This is a genomic window from Hylemonella gracilis (assembly GCF_004328645.1).
Lineage (GTDB): Bacteria > Pseudomonadota > Gammaproteobacteria > Burkholderiales > Burkholderiaceae_C > Hylemonella > Hylemonella gracilis_B.
Map to the genome: position 1 here is coordinate 3229683 of NZ_CP031395.1, position 20787 is coordinate 3250469.

A 20787-nucleotide genomic window follows, 5' to 3' on the forward strand; every position below is an offset into this window, starting at 1 on the left:
GAAGCGGCGCCTTCCGCAAAGATGACCCGCTACGCCGAACGCTCCGTCGTTAACGCCATCAGCCCACAAGCTGCGGATTTGTAACTTCTATCGGCCAAGGATGGAATTAATAGAGCCTTGATTCGCCAACCCCCCATGAGGGGGTGGACGTGATCGATCCAAGATCGCTCATCTCAACGGCCCACTCTCGACCGGCAAGCCGCAATGCGGCAGCCCATCCACATCCTCAACCCTCCGAGCATGACCAAGTTGAGCAGTTCTTAACCTGGGTCGGATGGTTTTCAAAATGTGCACGTCTAGATAGTAGTTGCGCTACTCATTAAGGTCAATAGTCAATAGCTGCGATAGTTTGTTGGAGCCGCAGCGGCACTAATAATCGGCAGCGATGAACGATCCGAAACGCGCCAGAATGTCCCCGGAACTCAAGGCTGAGGCCGAGCGCCTCAAGGCCATCTGGAACAGCCGACCGCACAGGACCCAGGCGGAGTTTGGGGAGGTCTACGGACTGGGCAACCAATCGAACGTCGGCCATTACCTCAACGGTCGCAGCCCCCTGAACTTCACCTCGGCCGCGGCATTCGCCAAGGAGCTGGGTTGTCAAATCGCCGATTTCAGCCCTCGCCTGGCCACGGGCTTGGCACGCATTTCTCCTGTTGAGCTTGGGTCGCTGCACGGCCTGGGCTTGTCAGAAGACGAAGTACACGCGGCATCCATGTATGCAATGCTGGCGAAGCAGGCGCTGCCGCCATCCGCATCGCATCCTGACGAGCTCTCCATCCCCCAGTACGAGACCGGCAGCCGGATCAGCCAGGGCAGCCTAGTGCTCGAAGGCAAGCAAATGGGCACGATCAAGAGCTGGCGCGTCGACCTGGAATGGCTGCGCATGAACGTCCGGCACTACACGAGCGTGCAGAACCTGTGCATCGTCACCGGCTTCGGTCCGTCCATGCGCCCACGCTTCAACCCGGGGGACCCTCTGCTCATGGACAAAGGCATCACCTCCATGGACGTGGACGGTGTCTACTTCTTCCGCATCGGCGACAGCGGCTACATCAAGCAGTTGCAGCGCATCCCCAGCGAGCGCGGCACCATCTACCGCGCCAAGTCCTACAACCCGGATTACGAGCCCTTCGACATCACGGCCAAGATGGACTTCCAAGTATTCGGCAAGATCCTGACGATCTGGAAGAGCGAGCAGGTCTGAATCAATCCGGGCGACCTTGGCAATAGGACCTGCTTTATATTCCTTGGCTACACACACCGTCTCAGAGGAAGGCATGTCAATCCAATCCGTCCTGAAAACCGCCGTGGTCACGCTGGCTGTCGTGGCTGGCACGCCCCTTTTCGCGCAAGGCACGCCGATCAATGCGCAGGCGTTTGACGCACTGATCGCTCAGGGTCCCGTCGCGGACGCCGCGACCGTCGCGGCGAGCACGTGGGCCAGTAAGATCAAGCAGGCGGGCACGCTGCGCCTTGGTGGCACGCAAACCTCGACACTTTTCTCCCTGCTGAACGAGAAGGACGGCAAGATCCGCGGCTTCGACGCAGGTCTGGCCCAACTCATCACTCGCTACATCCTTGGCAATGGGGCAAAGTACCAGTTCACCCAGGTGACCTCGTCGACGCGTGAGCAGGTGCTGATCAACAACCAGGTAGACATGGTGTTGGCCACCTACTCCATCACCCCATCCCGCGCCGAGAAAGTCTCGTTCGCGGGGCCTTACTACACGTCACAGGCCGGTGTGCTGGTCAAGTCGAACAACCAGACCATCCAGTCCTACAACGATCTTGCGGGCAAGAAAACCGCCACCCAGGCCGGCTCCACGGGGCCTGCGATCCTGGCGCAATTCGCACCCAAGGCGTCCGTGCAAGAGTTCCAGACACATCAGGAAGCCCTCGACGCGCTGCGCCAGGGACGTGTGCAGGCCTACGTCACCGACCACACGCTGCTGCTCACCGCCTTGAGTCTCGGGACTGGCGACGCAAAACTCGCGGGCGCCCCCTTTGGAGCACAGGATCTCTACGGCGTCGGTCTGCCCAAGGGCTCGGACGGAGTGACATTCATCAATGCCTTCCTGAAGAAGATTGAAGCCGACGGCACCTGGGCCAGGCTATGGACCGTGACCATCGGACAGCGCACCGGCAGCACGAACATTCCGGCGCCGCCTCCACTCCCTTAAGCCATGGGCAGTGTCTTCCAGCTATGGGCAGGCTACGGATCGGCCTTTGCGCAAGCCCTCGTGCTCACATGGAAGCTCACCGCGATCTCGTTCGCGGCCGGTTTTTCGCTCGGCGTGGTCGTGGCGGTGGCCAGACTTTTCCCGCTGCGTCCACTGCGCTTTGTTTTGACCGCCTACGTCGAGATCTTTCGCAACATCCCCAGCGTTGCGCTGCTGATCTTCATTGTGTACGCGCTGCCCGATCTGGACGCGCTGATCGACTATGAGCCCAGCGTGCTCCTGACCTTGACCCTGGTTTGTTCCGCGTTCACGGCAGACTACCTGCGCGCGGGCATCAACACCGTCGATGGTGGCCAAGTCGAGGCGGGCCTCAGCCTCGGCATGCGTCCAATGGCCATCATTTCCGTCGTGGTATTGCCACAGGCGCTGCGCGCGGTGGTGCAACCGATGACCTCGTTGCTCATTGCGCTGATGCTATCAACCTCGCTGGCGTCGCAAGTGCCGTTTCCGGGCCGGGAGCTCACCGCGCTCGTGGCCAAGATCGCCAATGACTCGGCCGCCGGCATGTCCGCGTTCGCGGTGGCTGCTGCGATGTATGTGGCTTCGGGGTTGCTGATCGCCTGGGCTGGCGCCACCCTGGAAAAGAAGGTGCGGATCCTGCGATGAACCGCTCACTGGACAACCTGCTGTTTGGCGATCCGACCCCCAATGCCCAGGCCATCACCCGAGCCACGAACTGGGCCGTCGCCGCCCTGTTGCTCGCGCTGGCCATCGGTATCGCGTTCAGGTTCCATGCCGCAGGCCAGTTCGACGCGGGGCTCTGGGAATTCTTCGCTTGGACGACCACCTGGACCTTCCTCGCCAAGGGCCTCCTCGGCACGCTGGCATCGGCGGCGATGGCCGCCGTCATCGCGCTGGTCTTCGGACTCGTGCTGCTCGTGGGCCGCATGTCTCGGCTGCGGCTCGCGCGCTGGCCCAGCGTCGTGGCCATCGAGTTGCTGCGTGGCGTCCCGACGCTGCTGCTCATCTACGTGTGTTTTCTGGTTCTTCCGTCAGTCGGGATCAAGCTGAGCACCTACTGGATGTTGACGCTGCCCGTCGGACTCAGCACCGCCGCGATGGTGGCCGAGGTCTACCGCGCTGGCGTGCTCGCCGTTCCCCGCGGCCAGACTGCCGCTGCGCGTAGCCTGGGGCTGACTGAGGCCCAGGTCTTCTTCCACGTCGTCTTTCCCCAGGCCCTGCGTTACATCGTCCCGGCATTGGTCGCGCAATTGGTCATCGTGGTCAAGGACACAACCTTCGGCTATGTCGTTACCTACGGTGAGCTGATGCAGAACGCCAAGGTACTCATCGCCAACTACAACGCGCTGGTGCCCGTGTACCTCGTCGTGGCGGTGTTGTACTGCCTGGTGAACCACGCCATATCACGGGCGAGCCAACGACTCGGCCGATCCATGCATTGACCCCTACGAAGCCGCTCACTTGACCTGTGACGCAGCTTGGCGATGCCGGTGGATTCAACGGCGGGGAAACGAAGGGGGCTCTGACACCCCCCAAAAAAAAGCCATCCAGCTGAGTCCAGCTGGATGGCTTTGATCGATATATGGTGGAGCTGGGGGGATTTGAACCCCCGTCCGCAAGCCTTCTTCGTACAGTTCTACATGTGTAGCCATCTGATTTAAGTCTCGCTTCTTGCACCGCGCAGTGGCACGCTATGCAAGACGCCAGCAACCTATTTTCTCGGCCTGCCCTAAGTTACCCAAGGCAGGCCCAGCCGAATGAAGTTACCCCACAGCCTGGACAGCTTGCGCCACCCTTGCCCAGCCTATCGGCTTGCTGTTGTGAGGCTCACGTGCAATTAAGCAGCGAGTGCGAAACGTTCGTCGTTTGCAGTTAGTTTGTTTGAATCTGTTTTACGAGCACATTCAGCTCGACATGCCCTGCCACGCGTCCGAACCCACGTCGAAACCAGTGCAGCCCCTGAGGTTCACATTTTAGGCCCGATCGCGCGATTTCAAGCGAGCCAGGCCAGAAGTTCTTGCGGCGCCTCGATCGCGGCGTCCGCGCCCCAGGCCACGGCCTCATTTTTGGCACCCAGATAGCCGTAGATGGCCGCCACCGTGCGCATGCCAGCTGCCCGGCCGGCGACGATGTCGCGTTCGTCATCACCCACGTAGACACAGCGCTGCGGTGCCAGGCCCAAGCGACGCGCCGCCTCCAGCAAGGGGGCGGGATGCGGCTTGGGATGCGGCGTGGTGTCGCCGCTGACAATAGCCCGCGCGCTGGCGAAGAGCGGCATGCCCGCCGTCAAGGGCAGCGTGAAGCGCTCGATCTTGTTCGTCACCACGCCCCAGGCCAGGCCGCGCTGCCCCAGCGACGCCACCAAATCGGGCACGCCGTCGAAGACCACGGTGCGCTCACGCATGCAACGCTCATAGTTGTCGAGAAACTCGGCGCGCAGGGCAGGAAACTCCGGGTGCTCGGGGGTGTAGCCCTGTTCCGCGAAGGCCACGCCGATCATGCCGCGCGCGCCCGCGCCGGCCATGGGTCGGTACTGCGCCAGTGGCAAGTCCGGCAGGCCGCGTGCCGCGCGCATCAGGTTGGCGGCACCGCCCAGGTCGGGCGCGCTATCGATCAACGTGCCGTCCAGATCGAACAGCACCGCCTGGATCTCCTCGCCATCGGCGCCGAAACCTTTCATACCGGCACCACCTTGCGGGTCGCGAGGAGATAGTTGACGCTGGTGTCGTCGTTCAAGGCATAACGACGCGTCAGCGGGTTGTAGCCCATCCCGCGCGTGGCCCGGAGTTCCAGGCCGGCCTGGCGCACGTCATGGGCCAATTCGCTGGGGCGTATGAACTTGGCGTATTCATGCGTGCCCCGCGGCAGCAAGTTCAGCACATATTCGGCGCCGACGATGGCGAACAGGAAGGCCTTAGGGTTGCGGTTGATGGTGGAGAAGAACACCCAGCCGCCCGGCTTGACCATCGTCGCGCAGGCGCGCACGACGGAGGCTGGATCAGGCACATGCTCCAGCATCTCCATGCAGGTCACCACGTCGAAGCTGGCGGGCGCCTCGGCGGCCAGGGCCTCGGCGCTGATCTCGCGGTAATTCACGCTCCCGCCTTGCACCGGTTGTTCCAGCGCGTGCAACTGCGCGACCTTGAGCGCCTTGGTGGACAGGTCGATGCCCGTCACCTGGGCACCGGCCCGCGCCATGCTGTCGGACAGTATGCCGCCGCCACAACCCACGTCCAGCACCGTCTTGCCGCCCAGTCCCTTGGCCGCGCCATCGCTCACCAGGCCGGACAACCAGTTCAAGCGCAGAGGGTTGATTTCGTGCAGGGGGCGGAACTCGCTCTGCGGATCCCACCAGCGATGGGCCAGATCGGAAAATTTCGCCAGTTCGGCGGGGTCGGCATTGACTCGGGTTGCACTCATGGAACGGGATTATCGCGGCAGGCAAGGCGACCGTCCCAAAGCAAACCTGACAAGAAAAAGGGCTGTCATAGACAGCCCCTGCGCTGCGGTACCTGCCCCAGGGCAGGCCACGCTCACTGGACGATGACCAGCTCGACGTCCGCGCGCCGGTTCACGGCGCGACCTTCCTCGGTGTCATTCGAGCGCGCGGGCGCGCTCAGACCTTTGCCCTCGGTGAAAACGCTGGCCGGGTCGATCCCCTTGGACGTCAGGTGAGCCTTGACCGCCTCGGCGCGCCGCACCGACAGCTTCAGGTTGTAGCCCGGCGTACCGATCGAGTCCGTATGGCCGACCACGATCGTGGCCTCCACGGTCTTGCCCTTGGCCTTGGCGGCCAAGGCATCCAGCGTGGCGATGCTGGCGGGCTTCAGTTCCGACTTGTCGAAATCAAAGTACACGGTCGCCGTCTCGACCTGCTTGGGCCCCAGGGGGGACGTCAGCACGATTTCAGGTTGCGGTTTGGTCTCGGGCTTGGGTTGCGGAGCAGCTGCTGCCGGGGCCGGGGCCGGGGCCGGCGCGGGCGCGACACTCTGGGGAGCCGGCGCGGTTTCGGCCTGGGGCGCCGGTGCCTGGACCGAAGCCGCGCAACCCGCCAGCACGACAGCCGCGGAGATCACCGCGAGCACATGGGAGATGCGGGAGATGGGGGAGAAACGACCGAAATGGGCGCGCACGTTGGCCTCACTGATTTTTTTCATGGAATCCTCTTTGAAGGTTCTCCCCTGACCCAGAAAAAGGCTGGATAGGCGTCAGGAGGACGGAATCGCCCGATTCTGCCAGAGCGCTGAAAAAACCTCGCCCAACCGTGAACCCAATTGTCACGCGGTACACGCCAGGCGTCTGACCGAATCAAGCCGCCTTACCCTGCAAAGCCCAGGGCAGCGCACTGCGGCGGCGCGCTGGCGGTGGCCACGCACCTGAGCCGAACTAAAATGGCGGATTGCCTTCGCACGGCTTGTTTTTTTCCGCGCCCGCGCGGCCCATCGCATCCCAAAGAGCACCTCGTTCCAGCCCATGACCGAATTCGCCAAGGAAACCCTGCCCATCAGCCTGGAAGAGGAGATGCGCCGCAGCTACCTCGACTACGCCATGAGCGTCATCATCGGACGGGCCCTGCCGGATGCACGTGATGGCTTCAAGCCGGTGCACCGCCGCGTGCTGTTCGCCATGCACGAGTTGAACAACGACTGGAACCGCCCTTACAAAAAATCGGCGCGCATCGTGGGCGACGTGATCGGCAAGTACCACCCGCACGGCGACCAGTCGGTGTACGACACCATCGTGCGCATGGCACAGGACTTTTCCATGCGCCACATGCTGGTGGACGGCCAGGGTAATTTCGGCTCGGTGGACGGCGACCCGGCCGCCGCCATGCGTTACACCGAGATCCGCCTGGCCAAGATCGCGCATGAAGCACTGGCGGACATCGACAAGGAAACAGTGGACTTCGGGCCCAACTACGACGGCTCGGAAAAAGAACCGCTGGTGCTGCCCACGCGCGTGCCCAATCTGCTGGTCAACGGCTCGGGCGGCATCGCCGTGGGCATGGCGACCAACATCCCGCCGCACAACCTCAACGAGGTGGTGGACGCCTGCCTGCACGTGCTGAAGAACCCCAGCGCGTCGATTGACGAATTGATGGAAATCATCCCCGCGCCAGACTTCCCCACCGCCGGCATCATCTACGGGATGCAGGGCGTCAAGGACGGCTACCGCACGGGCCGGGGCCGGGTCGTCATGCGGGCCAGATGCCATTTCGAAGACATCGACAAAGGCCAGCGTCAGTCCATCATCGTTGACGAGCTCCCCTACCAGGTCAATAAGAAGACTCTGCTGGAGCGCATCGCCGAGCTGGTGCACGAGAAGAAGATCGAAGGCATCAGCCACATCCAGGACGAGAGCGACAAGTCCGGCATGCGCGTGGTCATCGAGCTCAAGCGCGGCGAGCTGCCCGAGGTGGTGTTGAACAACCTCTACAAGCAGACCCAGTTGCAGGACACCTTCGGCATGAACATGGTGGCCCTGGTGGGCGGCCAGCCCAAGTTGTGCAACTTGAAGGACTTGATCGTGGTCTTCCTGGACCACCGCCGCGAAGTCGTCACGCGCCGCACGGTGTTCGAGCTGCGCAAGGCCCGCGATCGCGGCCACGTGCTCGAAGGTCTGGCCGTGGCCCTGGCCAACATCGACGAGTTCATCCGCATCATCCGCGAGTCGCCCACGCCACCGGTGGCCAAGGCCGAGCTGATGACCCGCGCCTGGGACAGCAAGCTGGTGCGCGAAATGCTCACCCGCAGTCGTTCCGATGGTGGCGTGGTCAACGCCGACGACTACCGTCCCGAGGGGCTGGAACGCGAATTCGGCATGCAGAACGATGGCCTGTACCGACTGTCCGAGACTCAGGCCCAGGAAATCCTGCAGATGCGCCTGCAGCGCCTGACCGGGCTGGAACAGGACAAGATCGTCACTGAGTACAAGGACGTGATGGCCGAGATCGAGAATCTGCTGGACATCCTGGCCAGGCCCGAGCGGGTGGCCACCATCGTGAGCGAGGAGCTCACGGCCATCAAGCAGGAGTTCGGCCAGACCAAGCTGGGCGCGCGCCGCAGCGTGGTCGAGCACAATGCCCAGGACTTGGCCACCGAGGACCTGATCGCCCCCGAGGACAAGGTGGTCACGCTCTCCCACGCAGGCTACATCAAGAGTCAGCCCTTGTCCGAATACCGGGCCCAGAAACGCGGCGGACGTGGCAAGCAGGCCACCCAGACCAAGGAAGACGACTGGATCGACCAGCTCTTCATCGCCAACACGCACAACTACATCCTGTGCTTCTCCAACCGCGGCCGCCTCTACTGGCTCAAGGTCTGGGAAGTGCCCGAGGGTTCGCGCACCTCGCGCGGCCGGCCCATCGTCAACATGTTCCCGCTGGCCGAAGGCGAGAAGATCACCGTCGTGCTGCCGCTGACCGGCGAGTTCAGCAGCTTCCCGTCCGACCACTATGTGTTCATGGCCACCAGCATGGGCACGGTGAAGAAGACCACGCTGGACGAGTTCAACAACCCGCGCAAGGCCGGCATCATCGCCGTCGACCTGGACGCGGGGGACTACCTGATCGGCGCGGCGCTGACCGACGGCCGGCATGACGTGATGCTGTTCTCCGACGGCGGCAAGGCCGTGCGCTTCGACGAGAACGACGTGCGCCCCATGGGTCGCAACGCGCGTGGCGTGCGCGGCATGATGCTGGACGAAGGCCAGAGTGTCATCGCCATGCTGGTCGCCCAGGATGAAACCCAGAACGACGTCAATGGCGAGGTGGCGCGCACCAGCGTGTTGACCGCCACCGAAAACGGCTATGGCAAGCGCACGCCGATCGCTGAATACACTCGTCACGGCCGCGGCACCAAGGGCATGATCGCGATCCAGCAGAGCGAGCGCAATGGCAAGGTCGTGGCGGCCACCCTGGTGCATGCCGACGACGAGATCATGTTGATCACCGACAAGGGCGTGCTGGTGCGCACCCGCGTGGCCGAGATCCGGGAAATGGGCCGCGCCACGCAGGGGGTGACCCTGATCGCGCTGGACGACGGCACCCAGCTCAGCGGCCTGCAACGCATCGTCGAGAACGACGCCAATGGAGAGATCCATGGCGATGCGAACGGCAACGAGAGTGAGGAAGGCGGCGAGGCATGAACGCGCGCGTCCTGCCATCCCGCCCCTACAACTTCTCCGCCGGGCCGGCGACCATTCCCGCCGAGGTGCTGAGCCAGGCCGCCGCCGAGATGCTGGACTGGAAGGGCAGCGGCATGAGCGTGATGGAGATGAGCCACCGCGGCAAGGAATTCGACAGCATCCACAACCAGGCGCTGGCCGACCTGCGCGAGCTGCTGGCCATCCCCTCGAACTTCCGCATCCTCTTCATGCAAGGCGGCGGGCTGGCGGAAAACGCCATCGTGCCGCTCAACCTGTCCGCGCGGAAACCGGATCAGGTGATGGACTACGTGCTCACCGGCAGTTGGAGCCAGAAATCCGCCAAGGAAGCCCGCCGCTACGGCGAGGCCCGCATCGCCGCGAGCGGCGAGGCCGACGGGTTCACCCGCATTCCGGACCCGGCCAGTTGGCAACTCAGCCAGAACGCGAGCTACGTCCACCTCTGCTCGAACGAAACCATCCACGGCGTGGAATGCCACCAGTTGCCCGACCTCAAGGCCCTGGGCTCGGACGCGCCCCTGGTGATCGATTTTTCCTCGCATGCGGCCTCGCGACCGGTGGACTGGTCGCGCGTCGGCCTGGCCTATGGCGGCGCGCAGAAAAACCTGGGGCTGGCCGGGCTGACCCTGGTCGTCGTGCGCGAAGACCTGCTGGGTCGTGCCCTGCCCGTCTGCCCCAGCGCCTTCAACTACCAGACCGTGGCTGAGAACAACTCCATGTTCAACACACCGCCCACCTACGCGATCTACATTGCAGGACTGGTGTTCCAGTGGCTCAAGAAACAAGGCGGCATTGAGACGATCGAGGCACGCAACATCGCCAAGGCCCAGCTGCTGTACGACTTCATCGACGGCTCGCAGCTCTACCTGAACAAGGTTGCCAAGGGCAACCGCTCGCGCATGAACGTGCCCTTCTTCCTGCGCGACGAAGCGCGCAACGCGGCCTTTCTGGAAGGCGCGAAGGCCGCCGGGCTGCTGCAGCTCAAGGGCCACAAATCGGTGGGCGGCATGCGCGCCTCCATCTACAACGCCATGCCCCTCGCGGGCGTGCAGGCGCTGGTGGACTACATGCGCGACTTCGAAAAAACTCAAGCCTGAAATCATCCGAGACGCCATGGCCCGATCCCTCGCCGAACTCCGTACCGCGATCGACGCGGTAGACCAGGAATTGCTGGCCCTGATGAACCGTCGCGCGGCGCTCGCGCATGAGGTGGGCGAAGTCAAGAAGATCGACGGTTCGCCGGTCTTCCGCCCCGAGCGCGAAGCCCAGGTGATCGCCAGCCTCCAGCAGCGCAACCCCGGCCCGCTCAAGCCCGAGGGCATCGCGCACATCTGGCGCGAGGTCATGTCGGCCTGCCGCGCGCTGGAAGCGCGCCTGCGCGTGGCCTATCTCGGTCCGGCCGGCACCTTCAGCGAGCAGGCCGCGCTGCAGTTCTTCGGGGCCAGCGTGGAACGCGTGCCCTGCGCCAGCATCGACGAGGTCTTCCAGGCCACCGCGGCGGGCCGGGCCGATTACGGCGTCGCGCCCATGGAGAACTCCACCGAAGGCGTGGTGTCGCGCTCGCTGGACCTGCTGCTGAATTCCCCCGCCCACGTGGTGGGCGAGACCAGCCTGCTGGTACGCCACAACCTGCTGCGCAGCACGCCCTCGCTGGAAGGCATCACCGCCGTCTACGCCCATCCCCAGGCCCTGGCCCAGTGCCAGCAGTGGCTCAACACCCACCTGCCGAACGCCGAGCGTCACGCCGCCAGCAGCAATGCCGAGGGCGCGCGCCTGGCCAGCACCCACCCGACCTGGGCCGGCATCGCCAGCGAACGCGCGGCCAGTGAGTTCGGCCTGCACGTCGTGGCACCGGCCATCCAGGACGAAGCCGGCAATCGCACGCGTTTCGCCATCCTCTGCCTGCCGTCCACCCTGGCCATGCCCACGCCCAGCGGCCCCCAAGGAGGACGCGACTGCGTGAGCCTGGTCTTGTCCGTGCCCAACCGTCCAGGCGCCGTTCACGACCTGCTGACACCGCTGAAGAGGCATGGCGTGTCGATGACGCGCTTCGAATCCCGCCCCGCGCGCTCCGGCAGTCCCGTCTCGGCCTGGGAGTATTACTTCTACATTGACCTGCAAGGCCACCCATCCGAACCGCAGGTGGCCGCGGCCTTGAAGGAGCTGCAGGCCCTGTGCGCCTTCTACAAGGTGCTGGGCGCCTACCCGGTTTCGGAGTGAGGCGCGGCATGGACTTTCACGCCTTGGCGGACAGCACCAGCACACCGCAGCAGACCGCACCCCTTTTTGACCAATTGGGCCTGATCGGCTGCGGCCTGATCGGCGGCTGCTTCGCGCTGGCGCTCAAGCAAGCCGGCCTCGTGCGCCACGTGGTTGGCTATGACACGCACCCCGAGTCCGTGCAGGAGGCGCTGGCGCGTGGCGTGATTGATCGCGCCGCGCCCACGGCCGCCCACACGGTCGGCGCCTGGCATGACGACAGCACCGGCCAGGACGTGGCCGGTGCCGATCTGATTTTCCTGGCCGTGCCCGTGTCCGCCACCGAAGAAGTGCTGCGTGGCATCGCCCCCTACATTCAACCGCGTGCCCTGCTGATGGACGCGGGCTCCACCAAGGGCGACGTCATCGCGGCGGCACGGCCCGCGCTGGGCGAACGCATCGGCAACTTCGTGCCGGCCCACCCCATCGCCGGCAAGGAAAAGGCCGGCGTCGCGCACGCGGAAGCGACGCTGTTCCGGGGACGGCAGGTCATCCTCACGCCCATGCAGGAGACCCAGACCGGTCAACTGGCACAGGCGGCCCGGCTCTGGCGGGCACTGGGCTGCGAGGTGCGGCACATGAGCGCCGAGGCCCATGACGCGGCTTTCGCCGCCGTCAGCCATTTGCCGCATCTGCTGGCCTTCGCGCTGATGGACAGCGTGGCGGGTCAGACCCTGGGCCCGGAATGGCTGGATCTGGCGGGCAGCGGTTTTCGCGACAGCACCCGCATCGCGGCCAGCGACCCCAGGGTCTGGCGCGACATCCTGCTGGCCAATCGCACGCAGGTGCTGGCGCAGTCGCGGCAGCTGCAGAATGCCCTGCGCGCCTTCGACGCGCTGATCGAACACCAGCAGGCCGCCGCGCTGGAAGCGCGCATCGCCCGGGCCAGCGCCGAGCGCGCGCGCATGAATGGCCAGCAGGACACGGACTGAGATGTACACCACGCCTTTTCTCGACCTTCCCCCGCTGAACCAAGCCCAGGGCAGGGTGCGCCTGCCCGGCTCCAAGAGCATTTCCAACCGGGTGTTGCTGCTTTCGGCCCTCTGCGAGGGGCGGACCACGCTGCACGACGTGCTGGACTCCGACGACACCCGCGTGATGCTGGCCGCCCTGCGCCAGCTCGGTTGCGGGGTGACGCAGAGTGGCAGCACCGTGGTCATCGACGGCATCGCGGGACGTTTGCCTCAAACGCCGCTGAAATTCTTCATGGGCAACGCGGGCACGGCCATGCGTCCCCTGACCGCCGTGCTCGCGATCGCAGGGGGTGATTTCGAGCTCTCGGGCGTGGCCCGCATGCACGAGCGCCCCATCCGCGACCTCGTGGACGCGCTGCGCCCACTGGGCTGCGCCATCGACTACCTGGGCCAGGAGGGCTACCCGCCGCTCCATGTGGGTCGACCGGCGCTGAAACTCGACGCCCCCATCCAGGTGCGCGGCGATGTGTCCAGCCAGTTCCTCACCGCCCTGCTGATGGCCCTGCCGCTGGTCACCATGCATCGCCCCCCCACGCTCGGCACTGGTCTGTCCTCGCAGCCCCCCGAGGCGGTTGTCCCCTCTTGGGGCGACCCGACGACCGGACGCGACGTCACCATCGAAGTCGTCGGTGAACTGATCAGCAAGCCCTACATCGAGATCACGCTGAACCTGCTGGCACGCTACGGAATTCAGGTGGAACGCGAAGGCTGGCGACGTTTCACCATCCCGGCCGGCAGCCGCTATCGCTCCCCAGGCACCCTGCACGTCGAGGCCGATGCCTCCTCGGCCAGCTACTTCATCGCACTGGGCGCCCTGGCGGCCGACACGGCCACGCCGGTGCGCATCGAGGGGTGGGCGAAGACTCGATCCAGGGCGACATCCGCTTCGTCGAGGCTGCGCGCCGCATGGGCGCGCAGATCTGGAGTGGCCCCAACTGGCTCGAGGTCTCGCGCGGCCATGGCCCCCTGAAGGCCATTGACCTGGATTGCAATCACATCCCCGACGCCGCCATGACGCTGGCGGTGATGGCCCTGTTCACCGACCCGGCCGGTGGCCCGACCACCCTGCGCAACATCGCCAGCTGGCGCGTCAAGGAGACCGACCGGATCGCCGCCATGGCGGCGGAATTGCGCAAGCTGGGCGCCACGGTGGAGGAAGGCCCGGACTACATCCGCGTCACGCCCCCTGGAACGATGGCTGCCGCCGCGCAGGGCCGTCCCAAGCAAGGCACGGCCCCCTCGGGGGGCAGCGCAGTACGCGCAGCGACCAGCGTGGGGGCATGGAGTGCCGCCACCATTCACACCTACGACGACCACCGAATCGCCATGTGCTTCTCGCTGGCGACCTTCAACCCGGCCCACCTGCCGGTGCGCATCCTGGACCCGCAGTGCGTGGCCAAGACCTTCCCGGACTATTTCGAGACCCTGTTCTCGATCACCACCCCGGTGGCTGGCACCGTGCCCGTGCTCTGCGTGGACGGCCCCACGGCCTCGGGCAAGGGCACGCTGGCCGCGCGGCTGGCGAAGCGACTGGGTTACCACCTCCTGGACTCCGGGGCACTCTACCGCGTGACCGCCCTGGCCGCCCGGCAGGCCGGACTGGACATCGACCCGGCCAACGAGGCGGCCATTGCCGAACTCGCGCGGCACCTGCCCGTGCGCTTCGAGGGCGACCGGGTACTTCTGGACGGCGTGGACGTGAGCGACGCGATCCGCAGCGAGGAAGGCGGCATGAACGCCTCCAAGGTCTCCGCCCTGCCTGCCGTGCGCACGGCCTTGGTCGCCCTGCAACACAGCTTCGCCCGCCTGCCCGGCCTGGTGGCGGACGGGCGCGACATGGGCACCGTGATCTTCCCGGCGGCGCCGCTCAAGGTCTTCCTGACTGCCAGCGCCGCCCAGCGCGCCGAGCGCCGGCATAAGCAATTGATTTCCAAGGGAATTCCGGCTAGAATCGACGTCCTTCGGGCTGACCTTGAGGCGCGTGACGCGCGGGACATGAACCGCAACGTGGCGCCCTTGAAGCCCGCCGAAGATGCCCTGCTCCTGGACAACTCCAGCCTTTCCATCGACGCCTCGGTGGATCAGGTGTTGACTTGGTGGCAAGACATACAACCGTTCGAGGCTGCTTGAGTCGCGCAACTTGAACGGTTGACTGGTCCCATCGGTCCTTCTCGCGCAGCAGCGCACCGATTGATGGGTTCATTCACTCTTACCGCGGAACATCCGCAAACAACCACCGTCGAAAGCTAGCCTCCATCGGCAATGGTGCCGATGTCACGCCACCTGCCGCATCGCAAGCGCGGCCCGTGGACGCTTAGACGGACAAGGAACTTCAATGTCTGAATCTTTTGCCGCCCTGTTCGAAGAATCCCTCAAGCGCTCAGAAATGAAAGCGGGCGAGGTCATCACGGCCGAGGTCGTGCGCATCGACCACAACCACGTCGTGGTGAACGCTGGCCTCAAGTCCGAAGCCTTCGTGCCCGTCGAGGAATTCAAGAACGACCAGGGCGAGCTCGAAGTCCAAGTGGGTGACTTCGTGTCCGTGGCCGTCGACGCCATCGAAAACGGCTACGGCGACACCATCCTGTCGCGCGACAAGGCCAAGCGCCTGGCTTCCTGGATGAGCCTGGAAAAGGCCCTGGAATCCGGCGAATTCGTGACCGGCACCACCAGTGGCAAGGTCAAGGGCGGCCTGACCGTGTTGGTCAACGGCATCCGCGCCTTCCTGCCCGGTTCCCTGGTGGACACCCGTCCGACCAAGGACCTGACGCCCTACGAGAACAAGACCCTGGAATTCAAGGTCATCAAGCTGGACCGCAAGCGCAACAACGTGGTGCTGAGCCGCCGCGCCGTGGTGGAAGCCTCCATGGGCGAAGAGCGCGCCAAGCTGATGCAGAATCTCAAGGAAGGCGCCATCGTCAACGGCGTGGTCAAGAACATCACCGAATACGGTGCGTTCGTGGACCTCGGCGGTATCGACGGCCTGCTGCACATCACCGACATGGCCTGGCGCCGCGTGCGCCACCCCAGCGAGGTGGTGCAGGCTGGCCAGGAAATCATGGCCAAGATCCTCAAGTTCGACACCGAGAAGAACCGTGTCTCCCTGGGTCTGAAGCAAATGGGCGACGATCCCTGGCTGGGCGTCTCGCGTCGCTACCCGCAAAGCACGCGCCTGTTCGGCAAGGTCACGAACATCGCCGACTACGGCGCGTTCGTGGAACTGGAACCCGGCATCGAAGGCCTGGTGCACGTCTCCGAAATGGATTGGACCAACAAGAACGTGGCCCCGTCCAAGCTCGTCTCCCTGGGTGACGAAGTGGAAGTGATGGTGCTGGAGATCGACGAAGACAAGCGCCGCATCTCCCTGGGCATGAAGCAGTGCAAGGCCAACCCCTGGCAGGAATTCGCGCAGAACACCAAGCGCGGCGACCGCGTCAAGGGCCCCGTCAAGTCCATCACCGACTTCGGCGTGTTCGTCGGCCTGGCCGCCGGCATCGACGGCCTGGTGCACCTGTCCGACCTGTCCTGGAACGAGCCGGGCGAAGCTGCCGTGCGCAACTACAAGAAGGGCCAGGAAGTGGACGCCATCGTGCTGGCCATCGACGTGGACCGCGAGCGCATCAGCCTGGGCATCAAGCAGCTGGACGGTGACCCCTTCGCCACCTTCACCTCGATCAACGACAAGGGCGCGACCGTGACCGGCAAGGTCAAGACGGTGGATGCCCGCGGCGCCGAGATCGATCTGGGCGAGGACGTGATCGGTTACCTGCGTGCCTCCGAAATCAGCCGCGACCGCGTGGAAGACGCGCGCAACGTGCTGAAGGAAGGCGACGAAGTCACGGCCGTGGTCACGAACGTGGACCGCAAGACCCGCAACATCCAGCTCTCGATCCGCGCCAAGGACTTGGCCGACGAGCAAGGCGCCATGGCGAACCTGAACCAAAACTCGGGCAACGCCGGCACGACCAGCCTGGGCGCGCTGCTGAAGGCCAAGCTCGACGGCAACAACGGCTGATGATGGCGGACTGACCTAACCGCGCATGCGGCTCCGCCGACGCAGGACCTTCACGGGTCCTCCACGTCGACGGGGTCGTGGCGGCGAGGTCCCGCAGCGACCCACGCGCACGTCACGTCATGACCCGCTCCGATCTGGTTGAAGCGCTGGCGGCCCGTTTCGGGCAGCTCACGCACCGCGACGCCGAATCGGCCGTCAAGGCCATCCTGGACGCGATGAATGACGCCTTGGTGCGTGGGCGCCGCATTGAAATTCGCGGCTTCGGCAGCTTTTCCATCAACCGTCGTCCACCGCGCATGGGTCGCAACCCGCGCAGTGGCGAAAGCGTCGCCATCCCCGAGAAGCGTGTTCCCCATTTCAAGCCGGGCAAGGCCCTGCGCGAGGCCGTGGACGCCAGCGAGGCGAGGGACAGCGAACATCCGGACTGAACGGCGCGCGCTTAAAATCGGGCCTCCCACCTGCGACGAACAAGGGTGGACAACAGGGGTCGCACGATGAACAAATTGGTCTGGCTGCTCAAGTGGATGCTTCGGGCGGCCATTTTTTTCGCCCTGCTGGTGTTTGCACTCAACAACCAGGCACGGGTCACGCTGAATTTCTTCTTTGACTACCAATGGAACACCCCGCTGGTGTTCGTGGTGCTGGCCGCCTTCGCGCTCGGCTTGGCACTGGGCATTCTGGTGATGCTGCCGCGCTGGCTCGGCCAACGCCACGCGGCGCGCAAGGCACGCCGCCAGCTTGAATCCGAAAGTGAAAGCAAGCTCGGCATGAGCACGCAGTTCACTCCGTCCAAACCGTTTCCGCACGACCACCCCGTCGGATGACGCCCTTCATTCCCGCCCGCCGGACCTTCCCCACCCATGAATCCTGAACTGAGCTGGTTACCCAGCTGGCTGACCTTTGGTCTGATGGCCTTGCCCGCGGCCTTCGCCCTGGGCTGGCTGGCCTCGCGCCTGGATTGGCGCCAGTTGCGCCTTGAAGACCGCCGCAACCCCCGGGCCTACTTCCGAGGACTGAACTTCCTGCTCAACGAACAGCAGGACCAGGCGATCGACGCCTTCATCGAGGCCGTGCAGAACGACCCCGACACCTCTGAACTGCATTTCGCACTCGGCAATCTGTTCCGCCGCCGGGGTGACTACGAACGCGCGGTGCGCGTGCACCAGCACCTGCTGTCACGCGGCGACCTGAGCGAAACCGAGCACCAGCGCGCCCAGCATGCACTCGCGCTCGACTACCTCAAGGCGGGTCTGCTCGACCATGCCGAGAACGCCCTGCTCAAGCTCGAGGGCACGCCCTTCCAGACCCAGGCCCGTCTGGCGCGGCTGGCCAACTATGAGCGCGCGCGCGATTGGCCACAGGCCGCCGCCATCGCCCGTTCCCTCGATGGCGTCCAGGACAAGACCGCTGGATCGGGTTCCGGCATGCAGCTCGCCGGCAGCTTCGCGCCGCGTCTGGCGCACTATCTCTGCGAGCAGGCCGCCGAACGCCTTGCGTCCCGTGACGTGGAAGGCGCGCAGGATCTGCTGCGCCGTGCCATCCAGACCGCGCCTCAGGCGCCGCGCCCGCGCATCGAGCTCGCTCGGCTGCAAATGCAGCGAGGCCAGGCTGCAGAGACCGAAACCGCGCGCGTTGACGCCGCGCGGCAAGCCTGCGAGACACTGAGTGCCGCGCTGGACACCAGCCCCGCCGCCGCGCCACTGATCGCCGCGCCCCTGGTCAAGGCCGCTCAAGCCTGCGGCAAGGAGACCTCCGTTCAGGCACGCCTGCAGGCACTCTATGAACAAGCCCCCTCGCTGGACCTGCTGGAAGCCTTGATCTCGTTGCACGCGCCGGTGCCAGACCCCACGCAAGCGGGCGCCCCCTCGTCGAAGGACCTGCGCGCCTGGTACCTGCATCACCTGCGGCACGAGCCGTCACTGGCCGCGGCCAGCAAGTGGCTGGCCGGCGAAAAGCTGGAACACGAGGACCAGCACCCCTTGGTGCAGCGCGCGCTGGACCGCGCGGCCCAACCCCTGCTGCGCTACCGCTGCGCCGCCTGCGGCTTCGAGGCCAAGCAACATTTCTGGCAATGCCCGGGCTGCCAGTCCTGGGACAGCTACCCGGCACGTCGGGTGGAAGAGTTGTGAGTTCCCACCCAAGCTGGTCATCCGCGCGCTGAGCACGGGCGTGCCACTGCATCGCAGACAAACCCCCATGCAAATCACGAAGGAACAACTTTCTCAATCCCGCGTGCTGGTGGTTGGCGACGCGATGGTCGACCGGTACTGGTACGGCGCGGTCGACCGCATCAGCCCCGAGGCCCCCGTGCCGGTGGTGCGCGTGACGCGCGAGGAACTGCGCATGGGGGGCGCGGCCAATGTCGCGGCCAACGTGGTGGCGCTGGGGGCCCAAGCGTCGCTGATCACCGTGGTGGGGGACGACGAAGCGAGCCACACCCTGGAAAATCTGGTCGCGCAAAGCGGCATCCAGTCGCACCTGGGTCGCGCTCCCGCGCTGCAGACCACGGTCAAGCTGCGGGTCATTGGTCGCCAGCAGCAACTGATCCGCCTCGATTTCGAGAGCAGTCCGCCCGGTGAAGTTCTGGCCTCGCAGACGGCCAGGTTTCTGCAGTTGCTTCCGAAGCACGATGCCGTGCTGTTTTCCGACTACGGCAAGGGTGGACTGGAGCACGTGCACCACATGATCGAGCACGCGCGTGCCGCCGGCACGCCGGTCTTGGTCGACCCCAAAGGCTCGGATTATTCGTACTATGTCGGCGCGACCGTCATCACCCCCAACCGCGATGAGCTGCGCCAGGTGGTTGGGGCCTGGCGCGACGAACAGGAGCTGCGTGCCAAGGCCCATGCCCTGCGCGAGAAACTCCAGTTGACCGCCCTGCTGCTCACGCGCAGCGAGGAAGGCATGACGCTGTACGACGCCGAGGGCGAGAGCAGCGTGGCGACGCAGGCGCGCGACGTGTACGACGTGACCGGCGCAGGCGACACAGTGATCGCGACGCTCGCCGCCCTGGTCGGCGCGGGCTTGCCGCTGCGCACCGCCCTGCCCTGGGTCAACAAGGCCGGTGGCATCGTCGTCGGCAAGTTCGGCACGGCCACCGCAAGCTACGGCGAATTGTTCGGTGACTGACCTGCCCCAAGGCGCCCGAACTCAAAAATGACCGCGTTGCCCGCGCGGTCCAGCCTGGCCCCTCAAGGGCAGCGATACACCCCGTAGGCGCGCTGGCCGAATTCGGCCGAGGCGCCGCGGACCAGCGCATTGCCACCCATGCGGAAAGCCTGACGCCGGGCCTCGATCAGCAGGTTCTCTTCCACGGCCTCGGGGACCCGGGCCACGGGCCCGACGCCGGCCCACACGGTCACCGATGTGCTGCCCAGATTCTGGCAAGTGAAGACCTCCACCTCCGTCGCCAGACGGATGTCTTCATGCTCGCGTGAGTTCAGGGCGCTGCAGGCCGACAAGGCACAGGCGGCGAGTGCAAATGCGCCGGCGGTTCCCAAGAAACCTGTACCGAGCCGCGTTGATGAGATGAACCATTTCCTCATGCCATGCCTCCTTTCAAGCGTGGATGCCGGTCACCTGCAGGTAACCGGCGCGGGTGGCGGGCGACACCGCCTCCAGCAACTGGGCATGCCGGGTCTGGTGGCGCGTGACCATGCGCGCATCGGCCACCGCGCGCGACCGGCAGAACCAGTGGCAGCTGTGTTGCATCAGCAGCAACTCCGCCATCAGGGTGTAGGCCTTGTCGCGCGGCGAACGCTGGCCGCGGTTGTCCGCCACCGCGCCGATGCCTTCGGCGTGCATGGCCAGCAGGGCGCGCATGTCGAATGTCCGCCGCGGCAAGAGCTTGTCCGCGTAGGGGAAGGACCAATCCAGGGTGCTGACCAGGGTCTGGTCATTCCAGACCTTGGCGAAGTCTTCGGCGAAACGTTTGAACTGGCGGCTCAAGTCCTGTTCGGCGCCCTGCAGACTGGCCCAGATCTGCTCGCGGCGGACCGGTTCGTTGGCGTCGAGCGCGCGCAGATAGCCCTCCGTCACGGTCTGCATGAGCTTTTCGATCTGATGCTGGTTCAGAAACCGCGCCAGCAACAGGATGCGCCGACGCTGGTCTTTCACCTTGAGGAACTGGAAGCCCAGGATGGGCGCGAGCACGAGGGCGAGGAATATCTCCATG

18 protein-coding genes, 1 other RNA gene and 1 pseudogene are annotated in these 20787 nt (G+C 65.2%); 14 read left to right on the forward strand and 6 right to left on the reverse strand.

The features are described from left to right. Positions 1-385 precede the first annotated feature (385 nt). From DW355_RS18180 to DW355_RS15100, 4 genes are all read left to right on the forward strand, one after another. Positions 386-1204 carry a LexA family transcriptional regulator gene (locus tag DW355_RS18180; RefSeq protein ID WP_242671205.1) on the forward strand — a complete coding sequence of 273 codons (819 nt, stop codon included), beginning with the start codon at positions 386-388 and terminating at the stop codon, positions 1202-1204. Between the two features lie 73 nt (positions 1205-1277). Beyond that, positions 1278-2180 (forward strand): glutamate ABC transporter substrate-binding protein, encoded by a 903-nt coding sequence (locus DW355_RS15090; protein WP_131281272.1) that lies wholly within the window; start codon positions 1278-1280, stop codon positions 2178-2180. 3 nt (positions 2181-2183) lie between these two features. Further along, positions 2184-2846, forward strand: coding sequence for an amino acid ABC transporter permease (locus tag DW355_RS15095; protein WP_131281274.1), 663 nt, complete (start codon positions 2184-2186; stop codon positions 2844-2846). Further along, entirely contained in the window at positions 2843-3643 is an 801-nt protein-coding gene (locus tag DW355_RS15100; protein ID WP_131281276.1) for an amino acid ABC transporter permease, read from the forward strand. The genes DW355_RS15095 and DW355_RS15100 overlap by 4 nt, the downstream gene beginning before the upstream one ends. A gap of 141 nt (positions 3644-3784) precedes the next feature. Here DW355_RS15100 and ssrA read toward each other — a convergent pair. From ssrA to DW355_RS15120, 4 genes are all read right to left on the reverse strand, one after another. Then, positions 3785-4161: a transfer-messenger RNA gene (ssrA, locus tag DW355_RS15105) on the reverse strand. A gap of 33 nt (positions 4162-4194) precedes the next feature. Then, the gene (locus DW355_RS15110) at positions 4195-4881 is read right to left on the reverse strand and encodes an HAD-IA family hydrolase (RefSeq protein ID WP_131281278.1); all 687 of its coding nucleotides are present in this window, start codon (positions 4879-4881) and stop codon (positions 4195-4197) included. Continuing rightward, positions 4878-5621, reverse strand: a complete 744-nt coding sequence (gene ubiG / locus DW355_RS15115) for a bifunctional 2-polyprenyl-6-hydroxyphenol methylase/3-demethylubiquinol 3-O-methyltransferase UbiG (RefSeq protein WP_131281280.1) — start codon at positions 5619-5621, stop codon at positions 4878-4880. The genes DW355_RS15110 and ubiG overlap by 4 nt, the downstream gene beginning before the upstream one ends. 113 nt (positions 5622-5734) lie before the next feature. Continuing rightward, positions 5735-6358 (reverse strand): OmpA family protein, encoded by a 624-nt coding sequence (locus DW355_RS15120; RefSeq protein WP_131281282.1) that lies wholly within the window; start codon positions 6356-6358, stop codon positions 5735-5737. A 316-nt stretch (positions 6359-6674) separates the two neighbouring features. Between DW355_RS15120 and gyrA the strand changes: the two genes are divergently transcribed. From gyrA to rfaE1, 10 genes and pseudogenes are all read left to right on the forward strand, one after another. Beyond that, positions 6675-9347 (forward strand): DNA gyrase subunit A, encoded by a 2673-nt coding sequence (gene gyrA, locus DW355_RS15125; RefSeq protein WP_131281284.1) that lies wholly within the window; start codon positions 6675-6677, stop codon positions 9345-9347. Beyond that, positions 9344-10462 carry a 3-phosphoserine/phosphohydroxythreonine transaminase gene (gene serC / locus DW355_RS15130; RefSeq protein WP_131281286.1) on the forward strand — a complete coding sequence of 373 codons (1119 nt, stop codon included), beginning with the start codon at positions 9344-9346 and terminating at the stop codon, positions 10460-10462. The genes gyrA and serC overlap by 4 nt, the downstream gene beginning before the upstream one ends. A 16-nt stretch (positions 10463-10478) precedes the next feature. Then, entirely contained in the window at positions 10479-11585 is a 1107-nt protein-coding gene (gene pheA, locus DW355_RS15135; protein WP_131281288.1) for a prephenate dehydratase, read from the forward strand. Positions 11586-11593: 8 nt separating this feature from the next. Then, a complete protein-coding gene (locus tag DW355_RS15140) occupies positions 11594-12556 on the forward strand; it encodes a prephenate dehydrogenase (RefSeq protein ID WP_131281290.1) in 963 nt (320 codons plus the stop codon). 1 nt (position 12557) lies between these two features. Continuing rightward, positions 12558-14728, forward strand: a pseudogene (locus DW355_RS18420) (bifunctional 3-phosphoshikimate 1-carboxyvinyltransferase/cytidylate kinase). Positions 14729-14933: 205 nt separating this feature from the next. Continuing rightward, on the forward strand, positions 14934-16613 hold the full coding sequence (rpsA, locus tag DW355_RS15150; RefSeq protein WP_131281291.1) for a 30S ribosomal protein S1: 1680 nt from the start codon (positions 14934-14936) through the stop codon (positions 16611-16613). Positions 16614-16732: 119 nt separating this feature from the next. Then, entirely contained in the window at positions 16733-17041 is a 309-nt protein-coding gene (locus DW355_RS15155; protein ID WP_131281293.1) for an integration host factor subunit beta, read from the forward strand. A 66-nt stretch (positions 17042-17107) separates the two neighbouring features. Continuing rightward, positions 17108-17437, forward strand: coding sequence for a LapA family protein (locus DW355_RS15160; RefSeq protein ID WP_131281295.1), 330 nt, complete (start codon positions 17108-17110; stop codon positions 17435-17437). Positions 17438-17473: 36 nt separating this feature from the next. Then, complete coding sequence (locus DW355_RS15165; RefSeq protein WP_131281297.1) at positions 17474-18742, forward strand: lipopolysaccharide assembly protein LapB; 1269 nt, start codon at positions 17474-17476, stop codon at positions 18740-18742. A gap of 67 nt (positions 18743-18809) precedes the next feature. After that, positions 18810-19742 (forward strand): D-glycero-beta-D-manno-heptose-7-phosphate kinase, encoded by a 933-nt coding sequence (gene rfaE1, locus DW355_RS15170; RefSeq protein WP_131281299.1) that lies wholly within the window; start codon positions 18810-18812, stop codon positions 19740-19742. Between the two features lie 62 nt (positions 19743-19804). Here the strand turns inward: rfaE1 and DW355_RS15175 are convergent, their stop codons facing one another. Together DW355_RS15175 and DW355_RS15180 are read right to left on the reverse strand one after the other, a co-directional pair. Continuing rightward, the gene (locus DW355_RS15175; RefSeq protein WP_131281301.1) at positions 19805-20158 is read right to left on the reverse strand and encodes a hypothetical protein; all 354 of its coding nucleotides are present in this window, start codon (positions 20156-20158) and stop codon (positions 19805-19807) included. A gap of 13 nt (positions 20159-20171) precedes the next feature. After that, positions 20172-20786: a hypothetical protein gene (locus DW355_RS15180; protein ID WP_131281303.1), complete on the reverse strand. Its 615-nt coding sequence runs from the start codon at positions 20784-20786 to the stop codon at positions 20172-20174. Position 20787: the final 1 nt, after the last annotated feature.

Bases quoted from the DNA above. Each gene is read 5' to 3' on its own strand.
- DW355_RS18180 (WP_242671205.1), top strand. From the start codon at position 386: ATGAACGATCCGAAACGCGCCAGAATGTCCCCGGAACTCAAGGCTGAG.
- DW355_RS15090 (WP_131281272.1), top strand. From the start codon at position 1,278: ATGTCAATCCAATCCGTCCTGAAAACCGCCGTGGTCACGCTGGCTGTC.
- DW355_RS15095 (WP_131281274.1), top strand. From the start codon at position 2,184: ATGGGCAGTGTCTTCCAGCTATGGGCAGGCTACGGATCGGCCTTTGCG.
- DW355_RS15100 (WP_131281276.1), top strand. From the start codon at position 2,843: ATGAACCGCTCACTGGACAACCTGCTGTTTGGCGATCCGACCCCCAAT.
- DW355_RS15110 (WP_131281278.1), bottom strand. From the start codon at position 4,881: ATGAAAGGTTTCGGCGCCGATGGCGAGGAGATCCAGGCGGTGCTGTTC.
- ubiG (WP_131281280.1), bottom strand. From the start codon at position 5,621: ATGAGTGCAACCCGAGTCAATGCCGACCCCGCCGAACTGGCGAAATTT.
- DW355_RS15120 (WP_131281282.1), bottom strand. From the start codon at position 6,358: ATGAAAAAAATCAGTGAGGCCAACGTGCGCGCCCATTTCGGTCGTTTC.
- gyrA (WP_131281284.1), top strand. From the start codon at position 6,675: ATGACCGAATTCGCCAAGGAAACCCTGCCCATCAGCCTGGAAGAGGAG.
- serC (WP_131281286.1), top strand. From the start codon at position 9,344: ATGAACGCGCGCGTCCTGCCATCCCGCCCCTACAACTTCTCCGCCGGG.
- pheA (WP_131281288.1), top strand. From the start codon at position 10,479: ATGGCCCGATCCCTCGCCGAACTCCGTACCGCGATCGACGCGGTAGAC.
- DW355_RS15140 (WP_131281290.1), top strand. From the start codon at position 11,594: ATGGACTTTCACGCCTTGGCGGACAGCACCAGCACACCGCAGCAGACC.
- rpsA (WP_131281291.1), top strand. From the start codon at position 14,934: ATGTCTGAATCTTTTGCCGCCCTGTTCGAAGAATCCCTCAAGCGCTCA.
- DW355_RS15155 (WP_131281293.1), top strand. From the start codon at position 16,733: ATGACCCGCTCCGATCTGGTTGAAGCGCTGGCGGCCCGTTTCGGGCAG.
- DW355_RS15160 (WP_131281295.1), top strand. From the start codon at position 17,108: ATGAACAAATTGGTCTGGCTGCTCAAGTGGATGCTTCGGGCGGCCATT.
- DW355_RS15165 (WP_131281297.1), top strand. From the start codon at position 17,474: ATGAATCCTGAACTGAGCTGGTTACCCAGCTGGCTGACCTTTGGTCTG.
- rfaE1 (WP_131281299.1), top strand. From the start codon at position 18,810: ATGCAAATCACGAAGGAACAACTTTCTCAATCCCGCGTGCTGGTGGTT.
- DW355_RS15175 (WP_131281301.1), bottom strand. From the start codon at position 20,158: ATGAGGAAATGGTTCATCTCATCAACGCGGCTCGGTACAGGTTTCTTG.
- DW355_RS15180 (WP_131281303.1), bottom strand. From the start codon at position 20,786: ATGGAGATATTCCTCGCCCTCGTGCTCGCGCCCATCCTGGGCTTCCAG.